Annotated in this window: 19 protein-coding genes and 3 pseudogenes; 6 read left to right on the top strand and 16 right to left on the bottom strand. The window is 43.0% G+C overall.

Features of this window, described 5'->3' with window-relative positions; all coding sequences use genetic code 11:
- The 3 genes and pseudogenes from DW033_RS20130 to DW033_RS20140 form a co-directional block, all read right to left on the bottom strand.
- Positions 1-3,348 carry a SusC/RagA family TonB-linked outer membrane protein gene (locus tag DW033_RS20130; protein WP_122383081.1) on the bottom strand — a complete coding sequence of 1,116 codons (3,348 nt, stop codon included), beginning with the start codon at positions 3,346-3,348 and terminating at the stop codon, positions 1-3.
- 125 nt (positions 3,349-3,473) lie between these two features.
- Positions 3,474-4,217, bottom strand: coding sequence for a FecR family protein (locus tag DW033_RS20135; protein WP_233554271.1), 744 nt, complete (start codon positions 4,215-4,217; stop codon positions 3,474-3,476).
- Between the two features lie 406 nt (positions 4,218-4,623).
- A pseudogene (locus DW033_RS20140) lies at positions 4,624-5,512 on the bottom strand (IS982 family transposase).
- A 125-nt stretch (positions 5,513-5,637) separates the two neighbouring features.
- Here DW033_RS20140 and DW033_RS20145 point away from each other — a divergent pair.
- Together DW033_RS20145 and DW033_RS25235 are read left to right on the top strand one after the other, a co-directional pair.
- Positions 5,638-6,216 carry an RNA polymerase sigma-70 factor gene (locus tag DW033_RS20145; RefSeq protein ID WP_122383083.1) on the top strand — a complete coding sequence of 193 codons (579 nt, stop codon included), beginning with the start codon at positions 5,638-5,640 and terminating at the stop codon, positions 6,214-6,216.
- Positions 6,217-6,274: 58 nt separating this feature from the next.
- Entirely contained in the window at positions 6,275-6,409 is a 135-nt protein-coding gene (locus tag DW033_RS25235; RefSeq protein ID WP_008781134.1) for a hypothetical protein, read from the top strand.
- Between the two features lie 54 nt (positions 6,410-6,463).
- Here the strand turns inward: DW033_RS25235 and DW033_RS25060 are convergent.
- The 7 genes and pseudogenes from DW033_RS25060 to DW033_RS20180 form a co-directional block, all read right to left on the bottom strand.
- Positions 6,464-6,620, bottom strand: a pseudogene (locus tag DW033_RS25060) (JAB domain-containing protein); the annotation flags it as partial.
- A gap of 424 nt (positions 6,621-7,044) precedes the next feature.
- Positions 7,045-7,951 (bottom strand): annotated as a pseudogene (locus DW033_RS20155) (IS982 family transposase).
- Between the two features lie 159 nt (positions 7,952-8,110).
- On the bottom strand, positions 8,111-9,136 hold the full coding sequence (locus tag DW033_RS20160; RefSeq protein ID WP_122383084.1) for a toprim domain-containing protein: 1,026 nt from the start codon (positions 9,134-9,136) through the stop codon (positions 8,111-8,113).
- Between the two features lie 208 nt (positions 9,137-9,344).
- The gene (locus tag DW033_RS20165) at positions 9,345-12,458 is read right to left on the bottom strand and encodes a hypothetical protein (RefSeq protein ID WP_147423689.1); all 3,114 of its coding nucleotides are present in this window, start codon (positions 12,456-12,458) and stop codon (positions 9,345-9,347) included.
- A 15-nt stretch (positions 12,459-12,473) separates the two neighbouring features.
- A complete protein-coding gene (locus DW033_RS20170) occupies positions 12,474-13,799 on the bottom strand; it encodes a lipopolysaccharide assembly protein LapB (RefSeq protein WP_008781136.1) in 1,326 nt (441 codons plus the stop codon).
- Between the two features lie 28 nt (positions 13,800-13,827).
- The gene (locus tag DW033_RS20175) at positions 13,828-14,178 is read right to left on the bottom strand and encodes a hypothetical protein (RefSeq protein ID WP_008781137.1); all 351 of its coding nucleotides are present in this window, start codon (positions 14,176-14,178) and stop codon (positions 13,828-13,830) included.
- Positions 14,160-14,675, bottom strand: a complete 516-nt coding sequence (locus DW033_RS20180) for a tetratricopeptide repeat protein (protein WP_158593296.1) — start codon at positions 14,673-14,675, stop codon at positions 14,160-14,162. Before DW033_RS20180 ends, DW033_RS20175 begins: the two co-directional genes overlap by 19 nt.
- Here DW033_RS20180 and DW033_RS20185 point away from each other — a divergent pair.
- The 4 genes from DW033_RS20185 (at position 14,656) to DW033_RS20200 (ending at position 19,707) form a co-directional block, all read left to right on the top strand.
- A complete protein-coding gene (locus DW033_RS20185) occupies positions 14,656-15,504 on the top strand; it encodes a hypothetical protein (RefSeq protein ID WP_008781138.1) in 849 nt (282 codons plus the stop codon). The two genes, DW033_RS20180 and DW033_RS20185, sit on opposite strands and share 20 nt — an antisense overlap.
- Positions 15,505-15,782: 278 nt before the next feature.
- Positions 15,783-16,838 (top strand): AraC family transcriptional regulator, encoded by a 1,056-nt coding sequence (locus DW033_RS20190; protein WP_233554273.1) that lies wholly within the window; start codon positions 15,783-15,785, stop codon positions 16,836-16,838.
- 219 nt (positions 16,839-17,057) lie between these two features.
- Positions 17,058-18,707 (top strand): hypothetical protein, encoded by a 1,650-nt coding sequence (locus DW033_RS20195; RefSeq protein WP_122383086.1) that lies wholly within the window; start codon positions 17,058-17,060, stop codon positions 18,705-18,707.
- A 64-nt stretch (positions 18,708-18,771) separates the two neighbouring features.
- Positions 18,772-19,707, top strand: a complete 936-nt coding sequence (locus tag DW033_RS20200) for a PcfJ domain-containing protein (protein WP_008781142.1) — start codon at positions 18,772-18,774, stop codon at positions 19,705-19,707.
- Positions 19,708-19,811: 104 nt separating this feature from the next.
- Here DW033_RS20200 and DW033_RS20205 read toward each other — a convergent pair whose 3' ends face one another.
- The 6 genes from DW033_RS20205 to DW033_RS20230 all read right to left on the bottom strand — a co-directional run bounded on the left by DW033_RS20205 (position 19,812) and on the right by DW033_RS20230 (position 25,412).
- A complete protein-coding gene (locus tag DW033_RS20205) occupies positions 19,812-20,297 on the bottom strand; it encodes a hypothetical protein (protein ID WP_007844621.1) in 486 nt (161 codons plus the stop codon).
- A 54-nt stretch (positions 20,298-20,351) separates the two neighbouring features.
- Positions 20,352-21,377, bottom strand: a complete 1,026-nt coding sequence (locus DW033_RS20210; RefSeq protein WP_007844620.1) for a toprim domain-containing protein — start codon at positions 21,375-21,377, stop codon at positions 20,352-20,354.
- Positions 21,378-21,502: 125 nt separating this feature from the next.
- Positions 21,503-21,922 (bottom strand): hypothetical protein, encoded by a 420-nt coding sequence (locus DW033_RS20215; RefSeq protein ID WP_008781143.1) that lies wholly within the window; start codon positions 21,920-21,922, stop codon positions 21,503-21,505.
- A gap of 22 nt (positions 21,923-21,944) precedes the next feature.
- Positions 21,945-23,891, bottom strand: coding sequence for a type IV secretory system conjugative DNA transfer family protein (locus tag DW033_RS20220; RefSeq protein ID WP_008781144.1), 1,947 nt, complete (start codon positions 23,889-23,891; stop codon positions 21,945-21,947).
- 11 nt (positions 23,892-23,902) lie between these two features.
- A complete protein-coding gene (locus tag DW033_RS20225) occupies positions 23,903-24,286 on the bottom strand; it encodes a single-stranded DNA-binding protein (RefSeq protein ID WP_008771429.1) in 384 nt (127 codons plus the stop codon).
- Positions 24,264-25,412: an ArdC family protein gene (locus DW033_RS20230; RefSeq protein WP_122383087.1), complete on the bottom strand. Its 1,149-nt coding sequence runs from the start codon at positions 25,410-25,412 to the stop codon at positions 24,264-24,266. The genes DW033_RS20225 and DW033_RS20230 overlap by 23 nt, the downstream gene beginning before the upstream one ends.
- Between the last annotated feature and the right edge of the window lie 51 nt (positions 25,413-25,463).

Below are 25,463 nucleotides of genomic sequence, written 5' to 3' on the forward strand. Positions count from 1 at the left end.
TTAAAAAGTTAAATCAATATTAAAACCAACATAACGAGAAGTCGGAGTATTTAAGTTCTCCTTACCACGATCCGGATCAGAAAATTTAAATTCTTTCGTCCACATTAACAGATTCTGTCCGATAACACCAACTCTCACTTTCTTCATCAAGAGTTTTTGAGCGATCGTTGCGGGAAGTGTATAATTTAATGCTACTTCTCTTAGTTTCAAGAACGAGCCATTCTTGATATTTTGACGAGCATCATGATCCCAAGGATTCTCATTATAATTCATCGTGTAATTTTGATAAGACACAGGAACATCATTTGGAGCAAACACACGAGTATCTTCCAAAACTTTTCCATACGGATCATAAGAAGCCGAGCCACTTACAACCTTTACGCCCGACCCTATGTAATTTTGCTTACCATTTACCACCTCGTCATAACGCCAGCGATTATCGCTATCGGGATGAACACCGGAATGCCACATGGCCTGTTCCGTCCATGAGTACATCACACCTCCGATACGACCATCGATCGAGACACTCAAATCAAACCCTTTGTAGAAAAAACGGTTTGTCCAGCCTAAAATACACTTCGGATCCTTATATCCTATAACAGATTGATACTTGTTCTTCACCGGAAGTCCCGCTTGATGAACGATATTCCCGGCATGATCAGTTTCCCAATCCGTGAAAAAATATTTATCATAACGCTCTCCAACACCAATACGGGGATCTTGCGAACTGTATACAGGATCTAGCTTATCATAATACCAATGCCAATAAGCAACATTCAAAGCGCTTTCCCATTGAAACTCTTTTGTCACGATCGGTTTTCCGGTAAGCGTAAACTCCATACCTCTCTGACGTAACTCTTCTGCGGTATTGGTTATAATCTTCTTGGCTCCAGAAGCCTCAGATATATCCGCTTCAATCAAACGATCATAACGCAAGCGACTGAAGAAGGTATAATCAAATCCCAAACGATTGTTGAAAAAACGAAAATCTGTACCAAACTCATAAGAGGCCTCCGTTTCCGGCTTGATATTCGGATCTCGTAATTTGGAAGGATAACCAGCAGTAGACATACCATTCCATACATCCGTATTCACGTCAAACACCCTATTGATCTCATACTCAGATAGATCTTTTTTTGCGACAGTCCATGATGCACGAACCTTCCAAAAATCCAATACCTCCTCAAGCGGGTTATAAAACGCAGTCGGTATAAAACTTCCAGAAACAGAAGGATAAAAATAGGAGCGAGAATCAGAGGGAAGTGTGGATGACCAGTCGTTACGAGCCGTCAAATCCACATAAATTGCGCTCTTCCAAGACAAACCAACTTTTCCATATATACTGTACAAAGCCTTCTCCTTTATCTCCTTAGAAGTACCAGGACGCTCAACAGAAGCATTTAAAGAATAAAAACCGGGAACAGACAAACCTCCACGCGTCCAAGAGTCTAGATCATCCTGCTTGTACCAAAAAGAAGATAATCCCACAATCGCATCAACTGTAAAATATTTCCATGTAAAATCACCATTCACAATCAAGTCATTATTGAAAGAAGATCCCCCCTTTTTTCGATATTCATAATAACCACGTTTTTCGCCGCTATCACCCACTGAACGACGCTTTTCCGTGCCGTTATCATAATTGTCGAAACCGGAACGTAAAGTTACCTTAAGATTCTTCATGATATCGTAACTCAAGGTAGCATTCGCATTGAACAGATTATTATCTCTCGAATCAATTCGCTCGTTCATTAAGAAATAAGGATTATCATACCAAGCAGAAAAACCCCAATTTTGCTGCTGATCCGGAACCTTCCAATAATTTTTGAAATCACGAATGTCATATTCCGTACCTCCCCAAATCAGCATATTATAAAGGATGTTACCTCCACCATAATCCACTACCGGCATATTGGGTGACTTCATCTTCTTATAAGACATTCCCGCATCCAGTTTGAACTTCTTATAGGTAATATTCCCACTCATATTCACGATATACTTATCCAATGAAGAATTGGGATACTGTCCATTCTGATGCACCTGCGTGGCTGATACACGAAAACCACCCAGTTCTCCAGATTGAGATACATTTACATTTGTATTGGTCACCAAGCCAGGACGCATAAAATTCTTCACATTGTCACGTCCTTTGGAAACCAAGGGCATCACTCGCATGGTCATTGTCTCCGGATCATATTGCTCAACCTCACGGCCGTCCATATAATCACCCCAGACATAACCACTATTATACTCCATACGGCCATAGTTTCCTGTACTATAACTAGATTGCACCTCTGGCAAACGTAAATACCCCGCTTGAAACATAGTATTATTTGACACATTCACGGTCAGTTCTCCTGATTTTCCTCTCTTTGTGGTAATCATTACAGCACCGGCACGCCCTCGTACGCCATATAAAGCCGAAGCAGTAGCTCCCTTCAAGACATCAATACTTTCGATATCATCCGCACTGATATCACTCAATGTAAAATTGCCATAAGCCACACCATCCACTACTATCAATGGATTCTCACCCCTTAATTGCAATTCCGGAGCCTCTGAGATCTCGGAGCTATTATTGATAGACAAACCCGCTATCTTTCCCGTTAAGCTTGTAGCCACATCCGTACCCTTAACAGCCGTAAGTTCCTCACTACCGACCTTTTGCACAGAATAACCTAATGCCTTTTCCTCTCTCTTGATACCTAACGCCGTAACGATTACCTCGTCTAATTTCTGAGTATCTTCCTGTAGTTTAACTCTATACACTGAGGATTTATTTATCGTAACCTCTTTTTGTACATAACCTATAAAGGAAATCAATAAAACCGCCCTATCCGGTACCTCCAAGCTAAAATCACCATCCAGTCCGGTAATCGTACCTAGCGTAGTACCCTTCACTACGACATTAGCTCCAATAATTGGTTCCCCTTGCGGATCCGTAATGACACCTGTGACTTTTCTATATGATTGCAGCTTCTCTTTTATTCCTTTTGCAGGATTCGAATCCGTCACCGACAATATAATACTATTGTCCAAAACTTTATACGTAACGTTGGTATCCTCAAACAACTCTTCAAGTATCGAAAACACATCTTCGCCATCGCTTCTAATAGAGACCTTCCTACTGGTGTTTATTTTTTGATTATCATAAAAAAAGCTGTACTCGGATTGACTTTCGATCTCCTTTAATACATTCTGAACCGATTCATTATTAACTTCAATAAATAAAGAGGCAGACTGCCTACGCTCAGTAATACCATACCCCATACTGATTGATCCCATTAACAACATGCCAGCTAACTTCATCCTTAATGGCAATCTACAACTGTTATAGATGTTTCCCATAGATTTAAATTTTTTTTAAGATTAAAACGTCATGATAATGATTCTCCAGGTCTGGATACAACCAAGTTTCTGTCTAAGTCAAGAATATGTTTCATTCATATTTTTAGAATTTAAAGATTAAACAATTAATAAAGTATCACTCTCTTTTTCAATACCTCACCATTTCCTCCAACCTCTTGCTCTATGGAATAGTTTATATGAGAGGCTATTTTAAAATGCTCTAAAATCCGATCCAATCTCATATTCTTAAATACCCCAGTAAAAGAACAGGATCGTAAATGATCGCCTCTCACCTCAAATTCAACATTGAAACATTTGCTCAATGTCCATAAGACCTCATCTAATGGAGTGTCTCTCAAGAGGATCGTACCATCTCTCCAAGAAATGTCCCTTTCCACATCCGTTTTGCACATATCTACACTTTTTTGGACTCGATCGTATATCACCTTATCTTCTGGTCGCATCAATAAACAACGCTTCTCCTTCTCCGCATTTACGTATGACAACCGGATCGATCCTGAGATCAATGTGGCCGAGACAAATCCATTATCCTTATACGCATCGACATTAAAATCCGTACCAAGTACCTCTATCGTAACTTGATCCTCAACTGAATGAACTATAAATTTACGATTCGGGTCTCTCTCCACCGAAAAATAGGCTTCTCCATTCAACTCTACCTCCCGTCGATCTTGAGCAAATTCAGAGGGATACTTGATATGTGTATTTGAGTTCAGCCAAACCTTAGATCCATCTGGCAGCATGATCGTACCTGTCATTCCTGAATTCATTCGTACCTCGATCCACTCTAGTTGCCTTGAGTCCTTTTTCAACAGATAGATACTCACGCTGGATAATAAAATGATCAAAAGAATAGCTGCGGTTTGTTGAAACCTTGTTTTAACAAATAACCAAGATCGCTTACGAAGCATTTTCCTTTTGACCCGTCGTAAAGCTTTCTCCGATGATGTTTTTCTTAAATTAGACCATGTAGTTGTAGCGAATAGAATATAATGCACATCACGAGCAATTTGTCTATTTTTCTCCGATGCTTGTATCCACTCTTCCACACACTCAGCCTCTCTATCCGTTAACTGTTTTGTAAAGTAACGCAAGAGAACAGATTCATTTATTTTGGGGTAAAAACGACTTTCCATAACTCTTTTTATACATAAGAGACATAAGCCAAGATATCTCCTAAACAAAAAGAAGAAAAAATGTAAATATTTTTTCATACGATTTATAATCGTTATATAACGTGAGTTCGATGTAAAATCAGAAAATAGCAAGTCGCCCGTCGTCGATGAACTTTAGGCGGGTTTCTTGTTCAAAAAGCAGTATGCTGCGATAGCTGACAATGAATTAAAAAACGATGTCTGAAAAATGTTCAATCTGTGCAATGTCCTTCAATTCATCATTGGCCGTTTCAATCAAGGTTCTTTTTCTGGGCTGAATCTTGTCAGCAATACTTATCAGGGAGTTTCTCACGCTGTTTTTAACTTTAGTGACAAGCGGTCTACCGTTAAGAAAGAGACTCTCGAGCAGAGCCTGACCGATATATCCCTTGTCCGCACATAGTTTCCCTTTGATGTTCTATAGGAACTTATCATTGTTTCAATGGCTCACGGTCATCTATATTTCCATGTGTAAACATGAAATTAACAATTTCACTTTTGTCATTGGTTATTAAATGTAACTTAAATCAGAAGAACCATCCCATAGGAGATTTTCCACGCACTGCAATCCTCTCAAATGTCTTATGAATCAGAATCCTCTGATTACGACATACACCTAAGGGGGATAGAGTCGACGAGACTAATACATGTACAGGTTCTCAACGGTACCTTCTTGATGAAAATGCTCAGAGGGGAATCCGTGCTTCCTTCTCCAGTTCCACGAAACGGTTATAAGACACCTTGTATGAAAACAGGTATTTCAGATATTTACGGACATATTCCTTGTGATAATGCTTGAAGCAGCGGAAACCACCGGAATGAAACAGGATAAGAATGACCATAATCTCAGCGTCGCTCATATGGTTAGGTTTGTTACGATGCCCACTCTTCTTGTCTTCAATCATATATTTTTCCTGTTGTAATGCAAATTCCTCGCAAAAAACATTGACCATACAATAAATCTCTGTAATTTTAGACTTTGAGAAGATAGTGGTAATCTTTTAAATGTTATATTCAGTACTATAAATTTAATACTTTTATCGCTATATTCCTATTTAACAATAGATTATATCTATTCTTATATCGAACTTACGTTAGTTTAGGAAATACTATAATGAAAAAGTTAAAAAGTACGTTAAATGAAGACATCCAACTTTTCACTTCCATCCAAAAAGGTGACAAGAAGGCCTTTGATCTCCTCTTCCTCAAATATTATCCCAGACTCTGTTCCTACGCATGCCAATATGTAAATTTTAATAACAGTGAAGAAATTGTTCAAGAAATCATGATATGGTTATGGGAGAATAGAGAAGTGATCAAAATAGAATCCTCTCCCATACCCTATCTGTTCCGAGCTGTTCGAAACAACTGCTTGAGGCAAAAAAACAGGGATGAACTGAAAAATAAAATCCTAACAATATTATATAATCATGCTAATACCCCCTACGACGATCCAAACTTCTACATCGAAGAGGAACTGATTCATAAAATAGAAAAATCCATCATGGATTTACCCGAAAATTACAGACAAGCCTTTGAAATGAATCGCTTCCAAGATATGACTTATAAAGAGATCGCCTCGCATCTAAACATATCCTCTAAAACTGTAGATTACAGGATTCAACAAGCATTAAAAATATTACGAATCAAATTGAAAGACTACATGCCGTTATTGATAGGGCTATTGACTTAAATTGGATCTACCCTTACACAGGGATATTCAGTAAATGCCTTTAAAAATAAGATGATCTATGAACCATTACCACCTGGTGGGGTACCCGAATATCAAGCAATTCAAGCGTTTCTTTATCCAAGAGGGCGTAGGCTTAGTAGGAGCTAACGACCTAAAGATCTATAATTTTACGATGTCGTATCCGATAGCCTGAAAAGAATCCCGAAGCCCAGGCAGGCGGGATTTCTCCCGTCCCCCTTTACATCTTCTATAATTTTTCTTCGTCCGCATTGCCATAATAGTTATCACCTGCTACGCTCACATGGCCTAACAGACGGATGCCTAATCTCTCTACGGCTTTTTTAACTGCTTCCGTCAAGCGATCATCCGCATCGCTGGTTACGTGCTCCTGACGGATGGTTACGACGTGTAAACGATGAAATAAATGATCTATATGTCAAGAAGATTATTAACGAGATGGAAAATATCTCGTGGAAAAGCAATTGATATATGGTAGTATGGAAGGTTTCCTTCAGCCATTGAAGTATAAAAACTCTAACAAGCAGAGATAGGTATGTAGTATGAAAGAATAGACCTACAGGATGAAGATACACTTAAAGAGTATGACGGACGATTGGATGAAATTCCGAGTTTGTTTGCCAATAGGAAACCTATGCCTGGAGCAATTGAGGCAATGCATAAGCTACAGAAGTATTTTGATCTATACATATTATCATCTGCTCCGTGGAAGAACTATTCTGCTCCATCAGATAAAATACAATAGATTAGGACACATCTTGAAGATATATTTCATAAACGCATAATAATTAACGTGAGTTCGAAATAAAATTAGAACATAGCCAGTTGTCCGTCATTGACAAAGTTTACATTAATGGCGGGCTTCTTTTCAAAAAAGCAGTATGCTGCTATAGCCGACAAAGAGTTGGCTATAAAGTTATTGAATGAACGATGTCTGGAGTGTTCTATCTGTGCTATGTTCTTCAGTTCATCATTGACTGTTTCAATCAATGCTCTTTTTCTGAGCAAAATCTTGTCAGCGACACCCATCAGTGAGTTCCTCATATTATTTTAAACTTTAGTGACAAGCTGTATGCCATTAAGGAAAAGGTTCTCAAACAGAGCCTGACCTATATATCCTTTGTCTGCACATAGTTTTCCTTTGATGTTTTCCAAAAACTTACCCTGTTTCAACGGTTCTCGGTCATCCACGTTCCCAGGCGTGAACATGAAATTGAGGATCTCTCCTTTGTCATTGACTATCAGATGTGGCTTGAATCCGAAGAACCATCCCATAGAACATTTTCCACGCTCGGCAAGCCCTTTAAATGTCTTATGAATTAGGATTCTTTGGTTGCGGCATATACGCAAGGGAGTGGAGTCGACGAAACTGATGCCGGTACAGGTTCCCAGCAGGACTTTCTTGATGAAAATGGTCAGTGGAAGCAATACTTCCTTCTCCAGTTCTACAAAACGGTTATAAGAAACCTGACGCGGAAAAAGGTGTTTCAGATGTTTACAGACATACTCCTTGTAGTAATGCTTGAAACAACGGAAACCACTGGAGTGAAACAGGATTAGAATAACCATAATCTCAGCGTCACTCATACGGTTGGGTTTGTTACGATGCCTGGTCTTCTTATCCTCAATCATATATTTTTCCTGTTGCAACGCAAATTCCCTTGCAAAAATCATCGGCCATACAATAAATCTCTGTAACTTTAGACTCTGGAAACATAGTGGTAATCGTTTAAATGTTATAATTCAGCACTATAAATTTAATACTTTTATCGCTATCTCCCTAATTATTAGTGAAATATATTTATTCTTATTTCGAACTCACGTTAAATAATATTTCGGACGTTTTTTAGTATATACTAAAAATAGTATTATGAAGTTATTGACCGCCCTCCGCGGGACTAGAGGTCGTGCATGAGGCTTTCAAATCATCGTTCCAATCCTTATTTTCCGAAAGTTCGACGTTTTTTAATTCATGCACCTTGTCGCGGAGTTCATTTTCGCTCAGGCTCTCGATGTCAGTAGTGTCGCCATAGAAGTGACGATGCAGCCATAAGGTGTATTTGTACCCTTGTTTGTCGTTGTCAAAGATGCTTCGAAGCTCTTTCACCTGATTCTTGTCAAGGATTAAGCGTAACAGCTTCATCTGTCCTTCCGTGAATGTTCCCTCCGTAGATACATATACAAGATTGAGGTTACTTCCGGAATGGAGTAATTGATAGTGGGAGATGCAGTCTATAAACGACTCCCCGAGGTAGAGAATGTCTATCGGGCGGCTTTTATCGTGGTTGCTGGTTGCCAAACAGTCGAACTTGCCGCCGATGACTCCCTTAAAGGCTTCATTCCGTTGTGAAATGGCTTCCACGCCTTTTTCACTGTACATCTTCACACATACATTCCGATAGACGCTTCCTAGGTTTTTTACCTCACGAATAAAAAACGTGTTATTGAACACCGGGCTTTCAACACTCTCTTTTGAGATACCTCTTTTCCGGAGGTAGTTGCCCTTGTAGGGTTGTAGCTGACGCAAGTAGAATTGAAGCTCGTCCGGTCTCAGGCTTGTGTTGCCTACATCATACCGGCTTTTTTCGGGTGTCGTGATACGGTTGGTGTTGATGTAGTTCTGAAGGATCTCCCCCACCTCGCGCAAGGTCGGCATTTTTCCGGTTGCTTCAAGCAAGTGCTCTTGCATCAGATCCATGATGCTACGTCCACGCACGTTGTCACTATGCACATCCCAATAAGTATATTGGTTCTGTGAGTTCCGCTTGATGACAATGGTGTGCGTTCCGTTGCTCATCTTAGGACAGGCGTTGGAAGAGCCTTCCACGATTTTCCATCCCAGTTCCAACAGGAAATCGGGTAGAGAAATGGTTGTTTTTATCTGGTTGAAATCGACTTTCATAATATTTACTGATGTTCGTTGAATTCTCATCTATGTGATTTTAGATTATAAATGAGAAAGATTATCTTTCATAAAGATAATAAAGTTTACTCAAACATGAAAGAGAAAACACCTGATTTTTTAATACAGTTGTTTTTTATGAGGAATCGTATTTGAAAAGAGGAGGTTCATCAAGGCAAAGCCGTGCTTCGTCAAGGATAACTAAAAATTAAGGGATAACATTTCGGAATTCTCTTAAGATCTCGACCTTTTCCTCATCCAGTCTTCTCTGTTTCGACATACGATATTCCTCATGCTGAATAGGGCGATTGAACAAAATCGTATAACGGGTCTTTCCCAGATTATATTTGAAATCACCGACCTTGCCATTTACATCCAGTCCGAAATTGAACGGAATAGGCGACTTCAAAACATCAATATGGTAATTAAAACTCATATCCATGCTATGTTGTCCACCTACGATAAAACTATATCGATCCATATCCAATCGAAAAGGCAGGATCTCAATTTGGTAATTTTTCGCCATGAAATCAGCGGATATATGATCGATCATATTGCGCTCCCGATCTTTAAAACGAAGTTTACTTGCTATCTGATGAAAGGTTTCATTCGTAAACAATACCATATTCTTACCGTCCAACGAGCAAACGGCCGACAATGCGCTCAGGTCTACGTTCAACGTGGAATCGATCGGGCAATAGGCAGCCAAATCACAATCCAAGACTCCATCAATGGAATTCAACATCGGAAACAAAGTCCCCATCGCAGGAAATACTTTACGCAGTTTACCCACTTGTATCTGGCTTAAATTCCAATTCAAATAGACATCGGATCGCTTCGTACTTTGGTTCTTATACAAAAGTTGCAAGTAAGTATTTCCCATATTCGTTCGCACTGAAAAATCACAATATGCGCTTCGTTCCTTTAAGGAGACCTTCCCGCTCACCTCGTTCATATCAAAATCAGAAAAAATCATTCTATGGGCATTTAAAGAAAGGGATAACATCCAGTTCTCCGGAATATCCAGCAATTGGTTCGACAAATTCGTCCAAGAATCTTGATTTTCTTCCATCTTCCGGATCGCCTCATCCAAGTCTCCCACGTTCAGCAAGCTGATCGGATCCTCCTGTTTCGTACGCCGATCTCCTTCAAGCCCTTTTCCCCGCATCAAGGCTTGCCTCAACTCATTCCAATCCAGTTGATCCGAACGCAACGAGAGATCCGCCTCGATCAGCCGCTTTTTCATGCCGTCCCGCGGATAAGTCACGATCTCTCCATTCAGCACCGCATCCGATTTACCGGCTTGTATCTCCGCATTATTCAATATCAACCGATTGTTTTTAAACCCCAATTGAGTATTCTTCATATTCACCTGTACAGGAAACTGTCGGGAGAAAGAACGTAGCTGCTCAAAAGTCAGGATTCCTTTGACCTCGCAATTACTAAACAACTCATCCAGATTTGCCAAATGTGCCCATCTCGTTTCCTTGTCAGGATAAAGTTCAGAAACAACACGGCTTCTCAAAACTTTCATCGCCTGTTGACTCGGGAGATTCAAGTATTCCAAAGAGTCGGAAGTAAACGCAAAAGCCAAGGCGATCTTCCCCTTATCCTGTTCCGCGGGCTTAACCCCCAAATGCAATTCGGTTTTTCCGGATAGAAAAGCGACTTGACCGGATTGATTCGATTGCAAACGCCCCACTCTCAAATGTGTAGTAACCGGAGTAATCGCGTTTGTGTCTTGCTGAAGCCCCGTGTTAGAAGCTAAATCTAGATCCGAGAGTGCCACTTGAGTCGTCCCCAGCCGCATATTCATCGTGTCTATCCGCAAGGAAAGCCCAAGAACCTCTCTTTGCCGGATAAAACGACTTTTATTCGGCCGATAACCAATTTCCCCATACGTGTTTTCGGCAAAGAAAGACAATCCATACACATCACTCCGCACATGAATCCGATCGATATCCAACAAGCCCTCCCCCCAAATACGTTCGTACCGTCCTTTCTGCAAATCTTTGCCGGTAAACACCAAAGATAAATCGGATCGAAGGCGACCGAACAATTGGATCGTATCCGGGCTAAAGAATTCTTCGCCCAACCGGGTAAAATCCAAATCGCTCTGTATACTCAAGTCACAAAAAGGATTCTGAAACAAATTTTTGACCAACGCTTTCCCCTTGACTAGGCAATTCAAGCCGGAAACATTCAAGTCCTTGATTTCCATGGTCGCATCTTCCGGATGTAAAGATGGATATGAAAACGAAAAATCCAAAGCGACCGAATCCAGCCCGTGCGGTTCTTTCTTTTTTACAATAGAGCCATCTGTCAATGAGCCTGATAGATGAACATCCGGAAACGAGCGCTCATCTAAATACCCTTTAAAGGTTGTTGCCAGAGCGGTATTTCCTTTCAATGTATAGGATTGGAATTTAGAGGCATAGGGCTCTGGAACGTACGTCAGCAGCTCCTCCAAATCGGAGGCGGATAAGTTCAAGGAAGCATCCATCCATAAACGTTTGGATGACTCTTGCCGGAAAGAACCACTCAACTCAAATGGAAGGTTCCGAATAAGAAGTTTAGCCGATTCCACCCGGACAAGCCTCTTCTGCCAATCAGCATGGAAAAGACATTCCAACGAGACCGGGGAATCATTCCGCAACAAATTACCACCCGTTTGCAAACGGGAGGAATCGCATGCACAAGAGAGGGCGAGGCGCCCATTATCCGAAATGAGTATTCCACTTAGTGCCAATCGCATTCCGATACAATCTAAACGTGTCTTTTGTTCGATATTCTCCACAACCCAATGTCCATCCTCCAAGGCTAATTGCCGGATCTCCATGCGTAAATCCTCAAAGAGAGAGCCTACCGGACTTTTTTGAGGTATCCGGTCCTCGTACAGGAGATCAAATGGCTGATTATCACCAAGCCGCACATAAAGATCCGGACACTCAAGCGAAAGCTCTTTGAGCGTTATCAAACCTTTCTGCCAATAATCCATCGCGTTCACGCGAACCAGCAACTTATCAAACTCGACCTTCAGTTTCGGTTTCTCCGGGAAAAGCGTATCAGCCGGGGCGGAATAGCTTCCCCCTATAATGGCAATTCCGGCCAAAGGCCAAGTTTCCCAGTAAGTAAGTTCCACAGAATGGCAATCGAATTCGCCTTTCACATATTTGGCCATTTCTGTAATCAACAAGGATTTCAAGCGAGTCGGGGGCAACACAAAACTGCTTATCACCCAATAAGCCAATACAGGAAATATAAAAAAGAGAGAAAGTAAAAAACAAGCTCCCCCGATATACCATTTAGAACGTCCTCTCATAATAATCACTTTCAATTAGAAGCAGATACCTATACCAATTGAATGTTTGGTCTTTGCCACCCGATCCGAAGCATTATAAGTAGTCGCGTTTTCTGTCTTTAGCAAGAAACGATATTGAATAGTATATCGCAAAGCCAACCGATCCTTTAATAATTTCACCAAAAGTCCGGTCTCACAGGGTATCGAGACATAAGATAAACCACTTTCTTCAATCCGCAACACCTCTTTGTGTTGTACCATACCTGCTCCCACGAAAAACCAGACAGGTAACTTCGCAGAGGCTCTTGCCACCCGAAAAGTCCCCCCCATAGTCATTCCCCATTCACACATATCAACCTTGTCTTCATTATTCTCAGCTTCTATTTTAAATACGGTTGGATGTAAAAAAACACTGGAATACATACCAACTCCCCGGTTCAAATAAGTCCCGGAAGAAATACCGATAGGAGCTTGCTTAAAACCATACTCATAAACAATAACACGTCCTTTTTGCTTACGTAAGGATAAACGGTTAAAAATCCGCTGCGTCCGTTTGCTTACGTTCTCCGAATCAAGGCAATTCTGCGCTACCATCCTATCAAATAATTCCATGGCCTTTTCCCGTTCCCCGTTTTTATAATAAGCTTCTGCCTGTTCTGCACACAGGCTACAATCCGATAGATATAATTGCTCCACATCCCGTTTTCGCACCTGTATCGCTTGGTCATTCGGATTCAACATCAATGCCTTCATCAAGTGTGTCCGTGCCGTATTATAGTCTGAGCATTTCACGGCAGATTCCGCTCGCTCCAAATAGGAGGTAATCGCGTCTATATCCGCAATCCGTTCTTTCAAATCCGTATCCACCGGCCGGTCCGAGCATTCCAAGGCCGTCATATATTGTTCTCGGGCCTCTTGATACATACCCTGTTGGAAGAAATTCCGGCCGCGTTTACGAAATTCGGCGTAACAACCATTGACGAAAGCCTCGTTTGGATCAAATAAAGAATATTGTCTCAATTCTTTCGGAGCCATTTCCACCTCAAAGGTAAGTGAGTTATAACCGGGAGCAAGTACAGAAAGCTTGCGCCCCCTATACTTACGCCCTACCTTAAATCGGATATAGTAAACCGTATTATCCCCCTTTTTCTCCGTAAGATACACGTCCACCGTCTCTCGTAGACTCGATTGGAAGCTCAACGAGATCTCACTCGGGCAAAAAAAGACCATCCCAGCCTCGTTGTCCTTACCTGAAAACACGCTTATCCCCGACGGGATCTCTCGATAGGCCATCGAACGCTGTCCCCAGGCCGAGAGACAACACAGCAAGCCTCCTAATACAAACAAAACATATACCTTCATAAAACCTCCTTATCCTTACGCAAGGATATCAGAAACAGATTCCGATACCGATCGCATGCTTTGTCTTCGTAATCTTATCCTTATAATCTCCGCTCAAGGGGAAACGATATTGGAAGGTGTATTTCAAGGCCAGCCTTTGCCAAATCTTTCCTAACACACCAACCTCCCCGGATAAAGAGGTATAGGTATCAAATACTTTCTCCCTCTCTACAGGATCCACCGAAGCATCACCGGAGTAATCCGGATAATAATCCTCAGCCTCTTCGTCTACGAATTCGCCGTTCATGACAATACCGGGACCGAAAAGTAACCAAATCGGAGCCGCCTGTACCGGTTTTATCGTAAAGCCGACCGAAGTACCTATCTCAAAATTAGCCACCTCATAATCTTTCTGTATCGCCTTGAAGACATCCGGATGGAACGATAAGCTCCAATACCCGCTCGTTCGCTTATTCTTATATCTACCGAAAGAAATACCGATAGGGCTTGCTTAAAACCATACTCAAACGTCCATACAGAAGCCCTTTGTTGGCGGGAACTTATTTTCGCCTGAAGTACCCCGATCCGGCGAGCGGCAAGCTCCGAGTTGAAACAGTTCATTTCAACAACCTTCTCGTACAGCTCTACCGCTTTCTCGTAATCACCGTCATTAAAATAAGACTCGGCAATCCCCGAATAACGATTACAGTCCATGGTATACATATTCTCCACATCTAATCTGCGAGCCTGTACCGCCTTATCATTCGGATTCAGCAACAAGGCTTTCAAATAAAACTCACTGGCCTCCGTATAATCCAGGATTTTCACCTTTTGTTCCGCCTGCCGCAAGAATGAAGCGATCGAGTCGATATCCGCTATGCACGGACTTGAAATCATGGGCATCGGTTTACTGGATGTTGTCAACAACAAGTGCATGATGCTGCGTGCCCATCAGACAATAGGAAACTCCGCGCTGAAGATGAGGAACAAGACACTCGTCGAATATTACATCAGTGTTATGAAGCGGTATTCAAAGAAACTGCTGAGTATCACTGATATAGTAGTGGCTGACGCTTTTTTCTCCACATCCACGTTCGAGAAGGGCATGTCGGAGCTTGGCTTCTATATAGTCAGCCGCTTCCGTGACAACGCTTGTCTGCATTACATTCCCAAGAAGGAAAAGAAGCGTGGACGACCAAGGGTTAAGGGAGACAAGATTGACTTGGCAAACCTCAATCTCTCATGCATGGAAGAACTGCACATTGACGGACTGGACGGAAAGGCGTACACCCTCGAGGCTTATGCCAAGGCTCTGAAAAGGAGGGTGCGACTTGTCATCTGGCGAATGCCCGGCGGAAAGTGCAAGTTGTTCTTTTCGACAAAACTCTCAATGACGGGTGAGGAAGTATTGAAGACTTACCGCACTCGTTTCCAGATAGAGTTCTGCTATCGCGACAGTAAGCAGTTTACGGGACTTATGGATTGTCAGGCAAGACACAAGAGACAGTTGGACTTTGCGTTCAACGCATCGTTCGCCTCACTGAATGCCGCCAAGGTCTTCATGAAAGACAATGGTATGGACAATTCCATGGCAAAAATTAAGTCGTTGATGTTCAATGCGAACTATACGAAATTAATTTTCGACATGTCCCGATGCCAACCGAACCGAACTTTAATTAGTAAGATTGTCAAAGAACTCATTGGATGGCAGCCTAAGGCTGCGTAGCCATATACTCAAATTTTAACGAACTATTGACCGAGAAACAACATCAAAAACTTTGCAGAAGTCATCCGTAATACAGAAAATCTCAGTAACTTTGTCCTCGGTAATCATAGCAATTATTGTCTGTAAACTTTTGATATTTAACACTCTAAGATTACAACAATTTTTCGCTAATCACCATTTTTCAGGCACTTATATTTCGTCGAACTCACGTTAAATTATTTAATATACATACAATCTTGGATACTTGCTTAGACCTTATTGCTCTTCAATATACTTGCATGATTGTGATGGCCATGCTTGCATTTTTTGTGTTTGTGTCGCGCTACTATGTAACTTGCCGTAACAGACAGTTTGAGCAGTCGCGTTGGATGATTGTTGTGGCATTACTATTGTTTGTTGTACACTACATGTGTCAGATGCGGTTGGGTTGGCGACAACAGGGGAACGATGTGGGTGTTCTGTTTAATCTGCTGTTTTATTCGCCTTCGGCTATTTTGTTGTCATGGTCGCAGCTTAATATTCTGCGCGCTAGGCATAGACGTTGGAGTTTTATGCGCTATGGCGTTGTTGGATATGCTCTTATGGTATTGTGCATAGTCGCAGGTGTTATTTCAAATGGCAGTCTGCATATTGGTCCTATGCTATATGTTGCTGATGCTATTCATTTCTTTACTCTATTGTATTATACATGGGCACCGCTGAGGGAACTTGGTAATGTTCAACGTCGGCTCGACAGTGAACATGGTAATCCTGCAGATGCCTACCTGCGCACTATGCGCTTTGGGCTTTTTGTGGTGTGTGCTTTTGCTGTAATTTCGCCTCTTTATATATTGTCGCGGCCGCTGCTCTTTGTCTTTGGACCTTTGGGATTGATTTCGCTTTCGCTGTTTATTGTTAGTTTTACGGCGCTTGGATTTAGTATGTCCGAGGGAGTAACTGAGATTGTTACCGAGACTAACGACGAGATAGCCGCTGCTAAAGTCTTTAGGGAGATTGGGCCTGAGCGTATTGCCGAAATAGATATGGCGGTAAGCAAATGGCGAAGCGAGGGCGGTTTTAGAGATAGCGACTTGACATTATCCTCGTTTGCTCGTCGCATAATGGTTAATCGTACCGACGTTGCTTCGTATCTGACTTCCATATATGGTAAGAATTTCCGTACATGGCTTTCGGGTATTCGCGTGGAGGAGGCAAAGGCACTCATGGCTGCACACCCCGAATATAGTAACGAGGTTGTTTCTATGGAGTGCGGTTTCTCGTCGCGTGTGTATTTTCAGCGTCTGTTTAAGGAAAGGACGGGCTTGACTCCCGCCGAGTGGCGCCGTCAACGGTAATATACTGGTTATGTGTGCGTTTGCTACTGAATGTAAGGTGTAACTTTTGTACGAAGGTTACATAATAAGGCAAAGTGTAACCTTTCTTACTGTGACGTATCCTTTCTATAAGAGTGACACATAAGTGATGTCTTTGAGGTTTTTGATGGTTGATGCTCCTGTATCTTCGCATGAGGAAATTCAAACAATTCAAACATAAATTCTCAAAAACAATTCACTATGCAAAAAAACTATCTTTATTTAATGGTGTGTGTCATAGGGGCTATGTCTTTAGCTTCGTGTTCCGAAGATTCTATTTCTCCTGATGCTGGTGGCGATGGCGACAGCACTACCGAAGTGCCTTTGGCACAAGTTGCAAAACCCAAACCTAACCCTTGGCTTGCACAGGAAGAGTATAGTATTACGCACTTCAATTCGGCTCAGACTGATGCTTTCTCGTCTGCTGTCAAGGATGGAACTTTCAATATCGATCTTTCCAAGTGTCAGATGACATGGAGCGGTCCTGTTAATTTGATGACTCTTGCTTCGACTTCGCCCAATTATATGTGGGGTATGAGTAGCGACCGCGTGTCGTATCTTGACATAAGCGACGGTAAACTTGAAAGGGTTGCCGAGGCTGGCTTGCCAGGGATTACAATGAAGACCCAGGAGCAACTGACACGTATAATTGCCGATCATGCTACTTACGACGAACTTTCCAAGACGGTTACCGATATATTGGGTCCGGCGCCACAAATGTCTATGGCCAACGGTAATTATGTCTTGTGCGACAAGGATAACTATGCTTACACCAATGCAGGTCAGGTAATGGCACGCTATCGCCTTGCCAATCCTAATAATCCCAAGGATGGTATCATGTTGGATCATCAGATAAGACTTACGAATTTTACCTTCGGCTCTTTTACACTCGTAGGCGCTACTATGACCTATGACGGACACCTTGTTGTGGCTGCTCAGAACGGACTTCTTGTGCTGAATCGTGCTCTTACTACAATCGAAGATTCATACCCTCTTCCATCAGACCAGATTCTCACCAACTCTATCTGCATCGACGAGAATGGCGGTGTTTACGTAGCAAGTAACAGCCGCACACCAGGCGGAAAAGGCCTTATGCAGAAACTCATCTGCAAGGACGGCAAAATCTCCACCTCCCAGGCTGATGGTGCATGGCAAGCCTATTACGACGGTGGTCCGCAAGCACCATGTATCAAACTCGGACATGGCACTGGTTCAACGCCTACACTTATGGGCTTTGGCCAAGACAAGGACAAGCTGGTAGTTATTACCGATGGCTCTAAGCGTATGAAACTGGTAGCTTTCTGGCGTGACGAAATCCCCTCAGACGCACAGCAAGTGGCAGGATACGACAAGCGTATAGCCGGAGTGCACGAGGTTACATGTGGTCTTGGAACATCAACAGAGTGGATACAGTCTGAGCAGTCTGTTGTAGTAGGCGGCTATGACGCCTTTGTTGTAAACAATATTAATGTTACCAATCAGGAAATAAACGACAAGATTATTGGTGTAATCGCTATTGGTCCTATTGTCAAAGGCCCTCAAGGTGCCGAGTGTGTACGTTGGAATACAAAGGAGAAAAAGTGGGAGAGTAAGTGGACGCGCAGCGATGTAAGTTCTGTAAGTATGATTCCTGCCATAAGTATCAAGTCAGAGATGGTATTTGTATGTGGCTGGAACGATGCTTCGGGCTGGGAAGTTACAGGACTTGACTGGAAGAGTGGTGCCACACGTCACCGCAGCATATTGGGCAAGAACAACCGAGCCAATGGTGCCTACGCCATCATTCAGTATCTTGCTAACGGCGACCTTTTATTCAACTCTGTTGCCGGACCAATCCGCGTAAAATATTGAGATAATTTAATCATCATATAACAGTTATGTCAATACTTCACTAAAAAATTACCGAAGTATTGTTATGGTGGACTGTCGGCTGAAAAAAGGCTCTCCGGCTAATTACTTTATAATTGAGGCGGTACAGTGTTGGATGAATAAAGAGGGCAAGACAGAAACGCTGTCTTTGCTGCGAGGCATGTCTATATTTTATTATGATGCATGGATATATGGAAGTTCTTTGGAATTGCGTAAGCGGAATGTGCATCATGACCGTATTTATGATATTTGCCCGGCGGTTATCTATCCGAGAATGAAAGTGATACCCGAACTTACGAGGAATGGATTTAAGGGTGCCTTTTATGATATTTGTCCGAGTTCCTTCTTTATGACATTATTAACTGATAATCGGATGGAGATATTATATAAGGCAGGGCAAATGAATTTGTTCTTGAGATTTTTAGAGAGAAAATACGGTATGGATAAGTATTGGACATATATAAAAATCTGTTTAAGGCATAACTATGTGATACATGATGCGGACTTGTGGCTGGACTATGTGGATATGCTGATAGAAAATAAATTGGATGCGAGAAATCCTCATTATTTGTGTCCGTTAAATGTAGAAGAAGCGCATGATTGGGTGATGGGGAAATGTAAGAAAAAATATTCTGAAAAGGATGAAAAAGACTATATTGCTGCCAAATCACGTTTCTTTAATCTTTCGTTTGCGGATGGAAATATTATGGTTCGGGTATTGGAAAGCCTTTCGGACTTTTATAAAGAGGGGAAGTTGCTGCATCATTGTGTATTCAGCAACGCCTATTATAAGAGAGAAGATTCGTTGATAATGTCGGCAATGGTGGATGGAAGGCGCATGGAAACGGTGGAGTTTTCACTTAGCAGGATGGAGGTGTGCCAGTGCCGTGGAAAGTCTAACCAATTATCAGCCTATCATGATCGGATTCTGAATTTGGTACGGGATAATATACCGTTGATAAGAGAAAGGATGGTAGTGTAATGAATAGCCCACACATTTAATAAATGTGTGGGAGTTCTTTTTGGGAATACGCCCAAAAAAGAACCAAAAAAACGTTGTCGCTACAACACATCGTTACGCTCGGATTATTTGCTTGCCGGCTTTAGTTTTCCGATACATTTTTCCATGTCGGGGGACAATAGGAAAGAAGCCGTCTTTTTCTGCTGCACCCCTGAGTGTGGCTGGATGATGGCATATCTGCATTTTAATATCTTGCCGATAACTTCCGTACTGTCACGGTGCAGGTAGTTGGCTTTCATGGCATCCGTTGCTTTCAGGCTTTTTTCGGCTTCCATATAGGCGGAAAAGGACGGTTTGAATAGGGCACGGGGACTTTCCGCTTTCTGTATGACAGCGGATAATTGTGCGCTTTTGTTGTTCAGGTAGCGCAGGCTGTCCGATACGGTGACATCTTCTGTTTCCAGCACTTCCAGTAGTTCGAACTTTAAATCCGTCCAGGTGCCGTGAGAATCTGTCTGAATCCATTCTGCAATGGCTTTCTCATAGCCGGGTTTGCTGCATGAGGAAAAGGCAATGAGCAGCATATAAAAAAATAAGTGCTTGATATTCATATTGACCTGATTTTATTGGTTGTTGTATTTATGTGATTGAGCAAATCTATGAGGTTACTGGCCGCCATCCGTGGAGGTATAGATACCACACGAGACTTTCAAATCATCGTTCCAATCCTTGTTTTCCGAAAGTTCGACGTTCTTCAGTTCCTGTACCTTGTTGCGGAGTTCATCGTTGCTCAGGCTTTCGACATCAGTCGTATCGCCATGAAAGTAACGATGCAGCCATAGGGTGTATTTGTGTCCTTGCTTGTCGTTGTCAAAGATGCTCCGAAGCTCCTTTACCTGGTTTTTGTCAAGAATCAGGCGTAATAGCCTCATTTGTCCTTCCGTGAATGTCCCTTCCGTAGATACATATACGAGATTGAGGTCGCTTCCGGAATGGCATAGCTGATAGTGGGAGATACAGTCGATAAATGACTCCCCGATGTATAGAATGTCTATCGGGCGGCTTTTGTCATGGTTGCTGGTCGCCAGACAGTCGAACTTGCCACCGAGAATACCCTTGAACGCCTCATTCCGCTGTGAAATGGCTTGTACACCGTTTTCATTGTACATCTTGATACACACGTTTCGGTAAACACTCCCTTTGTTCTTTACTTCACGGATAAAGAAAGTGTCTTTGAAGAACCGGCTTTCGATGCTTTCTTTCAAGATACCTCTTTTTGAGAGATAGTTTCCTTTGTAAGTTTGCAGTTGGCGTAGGTAGAAATGCAGTTCGTCCGTTCCCATGCTTGTGTTACCGACTTCATACCGGCTTTTTTCGGGTGTCGTGATGCGGTTGGTGTTGATGTAGTTCTGAAGGATCTCTCCCACCTCGCGCAAGGTCGGCATTTTTCCGGTTGTTTCAAATAGATGTTCCTGCATCAGATCCATGATGCTTCGGCCACGCACGCTGTCGCTATGCACGTCCCAATAGGTATATTGGTTCTGTGAGTTCCGCTTGATGACGATGGTATGCGTTCCGTTGCTCATTTTGGGACAAGAGTTGGAAGAGCCTTCCACGATTTTCCATCCCAGCTCCAGCAGGAAATCGGGCAGAGAAATGGTTGTTTTTATCTGATTGAAATCGACTTTCATACGATTGACTGGATTAGTTGAATCTCATTTTATCTGAGTTTAGATTATAAATGAGAAAGATTATCTTTCATAAAGATAATAAATATCATCTAAATACGAAAGAGAAAATATATGTTTTTTTGATTTTATTTCACGGTACTGTAAACCAAATCTACCGTGTTGTCTATACTGGGAACGGCCTCTAGCTGTTTACTCTGGTTGAACACGCTTTCACCGTCTTTCTTTACTTGCAGGGTGATGGTTGCGTTCTCTTTGGAATAGAGGATGCCTTGCACGGTAATTTGGCTGACCGGCTTTTCCGTACTGTATTCCACTTTATCGGTGAAGGTCTCATCTACGGAAAATGCGGAGGTGCCGGTGCGTTTGTTCCTGAATTTCACGCCGTCAAGATTGTATATATGTACACTGCCTTTGGGTGAGGTGCCGGTTACGGCTACGGTGATGTGATACATACCGGCTTTGTCTGTTTCCGGTTGGATTTCCTCTCTGTTGCATGAAGCCGCCAATAAGCAGGCTGCCACTAATAATGAATGGATTTTTCTCATGGTAGGATTCTTTTGTTGAATGTTATCGGATGATTTTTTGTTCTGTCTTATGTGTCCCGGCTGCCGGAACTGCTGACTTTTCTTTTAATTTGTCCTCTATCTTTTTAAGGATAGCGTTGACATCTTCAATGATTTTAATGTAGTTCTGCTGGATAATCTCTTCTAGGATTTCCAGTTCCATCTCTTCTTTGCCGTTGCCTAGTTTGACCGGCAAGGAGAAACGGGGTATCTCCTTCTCTTCAAAACGGCACATATCCATCTGCACGTTGAAGAATGGCGGCTTGCCTCCGGCAATCTTGCCGATGAAGTGCCCGGCTGCTTGCCCGGCAATGTCCCTTGCCTTTAAGACCTTTTCTTTTTGCAGGCTTTCCGTTACGCTGCCGCTTCCACTTGTTTGGTGGGAATAGGATTCCTGTGCCTCTTTTTTCTCGCCAAGCAGGTTCTCAATGTCCTTGGCCGTCTTCTCGTTTCCGGTCATGCCGTAGGCTTGTGTTCCGCAAGAGGCTTTCAGGATGTTGGCACTCTTCTCTCCATAGTCCCTGACCGCTTGGTTGAAGTCCTGGACGGCAAGGATGGTGGCGACATTGTGTTTTCGGGCGGTACCGATGAAGGTGTCGATGCCTTGTAACAGGATGGTCGGAAATTCATCTACCATGAATACGCTGGTTGCTTTGCCGGGATTGTTCATCTGCGACATCAGTACGCTGCCGATGCAGGAAATAGCGGGAGATACGGCCTCCTTGATGGTGGGCGCATTGCCTACGCATAACAGCGTTGGGTGTTCCTTGTTGGTTATATCCAAAGAGAACTCTTCTTCGGGAAGTGGCGACAACACCCAGAAGATGTATTTGTTGTTCAGGAGTACCAGCGGAGTCTGTGCGGATGATACGGCTCCGGCTGTCTGCTGTTGTGCGCCCAACTTCCAGGCGGTCAGCATCGAGGACATGTTCAATGCGATTTCAGGATCTTCCGACAGCCAATGGAATACCAGGTTGCTGTCCGAAAGGGCAAGGGCTATCACATGGGGCAACGTACAGATGCCAAGCTCCCTCTCCTTGAAACATTTGTAGGCGATTGAATAGACGTAGTTAATGGCATTGTTGGCCCAAAAGTCTGTTTTTTCTTTCCAACTGGCTTCCAGATTTTTCATCAGCGTGATGATGATGTTACGGATGAATAGCGATTCGTTGCCCTTTGACATATATTTCGGAGAGAGTACGTTTACCCTGACCGTGCGTGACATATCCACGAAATTGATATAGGCGAAACGGGGTGTCTCCACTCCTTTAGCCCGGAAGTATTCAATGCTTCCGTAGGCGATACGTGAGAGGATGGGTGACTTGTCCTTGGTGGGATCACCTTCCCAGTCGTACACGAATCCAGCATAGTTGCGCTCGGCGCACTGGTAGATGATTCCCTTGATCCAGCTTTCCGATTTACCGCTTCCCGGACCGCCGTCAATATAGACATTCTGCTGCGGCTTATGGATGACCAACGACCCGGAGGCGGTCTCAAAGCGGAAGTAGAAAGCTGATTCTTCCCGGCTTAACCCGAAAATGCTGTCATCGGATTGGGCATGGCGCCGGATGAAATAAGGCAGAGTCTTGATGACAAGCAACGTGTACGCCACAAACACAGTAGGAAACACAAATAGGTTATACCACGTTGATAACCGGCTGAATCCGATAACCAGCATGGATGCCGAAACCAATGTCATACTGGTGTAAACCCATTTCTTGTTTTCGTCTTTCACCTTGCCTACCGGGAAGAGAAAAGCAAGACCGCCGATCAGGATGACGTAGAGAAACCGGAATAGGGCATCCTTTTCCATCAGCCTTTCCCACATGGCCGGATTACGTAGTGGAGCGTATAATCCCGTAACGATAGCCCACTGAAACAGTACGGCTGTCCCGATGAGCGTGGATAGCAGGATCAGGATGAATGACAGGTCTTTCTTCTCTCTTTCCATGGCCGTTGCAGTTATTGGGGTTGTCCGGTTGCCGTTCCGTCACCGTTCTCTTTTTTCTCAGCCTTTCCCAGTAGCTCAATGCGTGAGACGGTCAGGCTGACGGATGGGATGTGGCTACCGTCATCCTTCTGGAATACATCGGCATACACATCGCCGCAGACATATACCTGTGTTCCTTTTTTCAGATACTCAAAGACCTTACTCTCGTAATTTACGAAGCAGCATACCCATAGGGTCTGTTCCTCGTTGTTCACGTTCTTGTACTTGGTGGATACATGGAAGTTGAATCCTTTTCCGTTCTTGTTCTGCCGGGCATCCGCACCGACATAACCGATAATTTGTCCTGTAAACATAATGATGGTTTTTAAAAGTTTATAATCCGAGCTGTGGCTCATTCGTATTTTTCATGGCCGGTTCCGCTTCCATGACAGGCAGCGAAATGCCGAAAGTGCCGTATAGTGTTTCAAGGTTGCTTGCCGTGGGATGGTTGGCGGCGAGGCTTTCCAATTGTCGGGATGAAGGAATAAAACCTTCATTCTTCATCTGCTCCAATACCGGACGGTTGTCTTGCAGGACGGCCAGCGTAAACCGTTCCTCCGGTGTGAGGTACTGTTCCATCCGTGAGGTGTGTTCCTGAATCATATTACTGGCTTTACCTACATCGGCAAGGATGTTATAGATGAATTTGGGATCTTCTTTCAAGGCTCCCAGCCAGTTCTTCAGATACATGGCATTCTCTTCCCGGATATAGGTGGATATTCCCAGGCTTTGCCCGACGGTAGCGGAGGTGAGTTCGGCAACCAGTTCCTCTTTGGCATATTGCTTGTCTCCGAAAATCACGCCTTTTTCCCGGTTCAGATGCTCAGGCTCCCCAGTCGAGTGCGCCATCTCATGAAGTAGTGTGGAGTAGAAATTCTCTCCGTCCTTAAACTGCCCCTTCAGGGGTACGATGATATGGTTATCTTCTCCCTTTGCATGGTAAGCACTATTTCCTTCCTTGGAATAAATGGGGCAGATCCATTGCTGTTCCCGTACCATCGCATCAATCAGAGGCACGGTGAGCATCCCTTGCTCGTCCTTGATGGCCGGTATCTTGAATTGCTCCTTCAATGCTTCCCATTTCTCCGGTTTCGTTTCCTGAAGATTGGTCTGCTGTACGTTGAACACATTGTATGTCTTCAGAAACGGCGTGACCTTATATTCCTGCTGCTCGTTTTTATCCAGGTTCTTATATACGTCGAAAGGTATTTTCTTTCCGTTCTTGTCTCTTACTGAGAAATTCCAGTAAATGACCGGGAATGACTTTTCTCCTTTCAGTATGTTAAGGCCGTTGTCTTTGGCTTGCATGAAGGTCATATAGACCGGCAGGCTGTACTGCTCTTTTTCCGAAAGTAGAAACAACATGAAGGAATTTACTCCGTTGTAGGTTCTTCCCTCGATATTTTGCGGAAGTCCCCCACCCTTTATCCCGAACCAAGGCTTCTGCCAGTTGTCTTCCACCTGCTTTATCTTTTCGATCATTTATGTCTGACATAGAATTATGTTGGGCATTAGTCTAAACAATTAATAATC

Source organism: Parabacteroides sp. AF39-10AC, from assembly GCF_003635405.1.
In the GTDB taxonomy this organism is placed as follows: domain Bacteria; phylum Bacteroidota; class Bacteroidia; order Bacteroidales; family Tannerellaceae; genus Parabacteroides; species Parabacteroides distasonis.

Coding starts and splice junctions, on each gene's coding strand:
- DW033_RS20130 (WP_122383081.1), bottom strand. CDS start 3,348: ATGGGAAACATCTATAACAGTTGTAGATTGCCATTAAGGATGAAGTTA.
- DW033_RS20145 (WP_122383083.1), top strand. CDS start 5,638: ATGAAAAAGTTAAAAAGTACGTTAAATGAAGACATCCAACTTTTCACT.
- DW033_RS25235 (WP_008781134.1), top strand. CDS start 6,275: ATGAACCATTACCACCTGGTGGGGTACCCGAATATCAAGCAATTCAAG.
- DW033_RS20160 (WP_122383084.1), bottom strand. CDS start 9,136: ATGAAAGTCGATTTCAACCAGATAAAAACAACCATTTCTCTACCCGAT.
- DW033_RS20165 (WP_147423689.1), bottom strand. CDS start 12,458: ATGAGAGGACGTTCTAAATGGTATATCGGGGGAGCTTGTTTTTTACTT.
- DW033_RS20170 (WP_008781136.1), bottom strand. CDS start 13,799: ATGAAGGTATATGTTTTGTTTGTATTAGGAGGCTTGCTGTGTTGTCTC.
- DW033_RS20185 (WP_008781138.1), top strand. CDS start 14,656: ATGCACGGACTTGAAATCATGGGCATCGGTTTACTGGATGTTGTCAAC.
- DW033_RS20180 (WP_158593296.1), bottom strand. CDS start 14,675: ATGATTTCAAGTCCGTGCATAGCGGATATCGACTCGATCGCTTCATTC.
- DW033_RS20190 (WP_233554273.1), top strand. CDS start 15,783: ATGATTGTGATGGCCATGCTTGCATTTTTTGTGTTTGTGTCGCGCTAC.
- DW033_RS20195 (WP_122383086.1), top strand. CDS start 17,058: ATGCAAAAAAACTATCTTTATTTAATGGTGTGTGTCATAGGGGCTATG.
- DW033_RS20200 (WP_008781142.1), top strand. CDS start 18,772: ATGGTGGACTGTCGGCTGAAAAAAGGCTCTCCGGCTAATTACTTTATA.
- DW033_RS20205 (WP_007844621.1), bottom strand. CDS start 20,297: ATGAATATCAAGCACTTATTTTTTTATATGCTGCTCATTGCCTTTTCC.
- DW033_RS20210 (WP_007844620.1), bottom strand. CDS start 21,377: ATGAAAGTCGATTTCAATCAGATAAAAACAACCATTTCTCTGCCCGAT.
- DW033_RS20215 (WP_008781143.1), bottom strand. CDS start 21,922: ATGAGAAAAATCCATTCATTATTAGTGGCAGCCTGCTTATTGGCGGCT.
- DW033_RS20220 (WP_008781144.1), bottom strand. CDS start 23,891: ATGGAAAGAGAGAAGAAAGACCTGTCATTCATCCTGATCCTGCTATCC.
- DW033_RS20225 (WP_008771429.1), bottom strand. CDS start 24,286: ATGAGCCACAGCTCGGATTATAAACTTTTAAAAACCATCATTATGTTT.
- DW033_RS20230 (WP_122383087.1), bottom strand. CDS start 25,412: ATGATCGAAAAGATAAAGCAGGTGGAAGACAACTGGCAGAAGCCTTGG.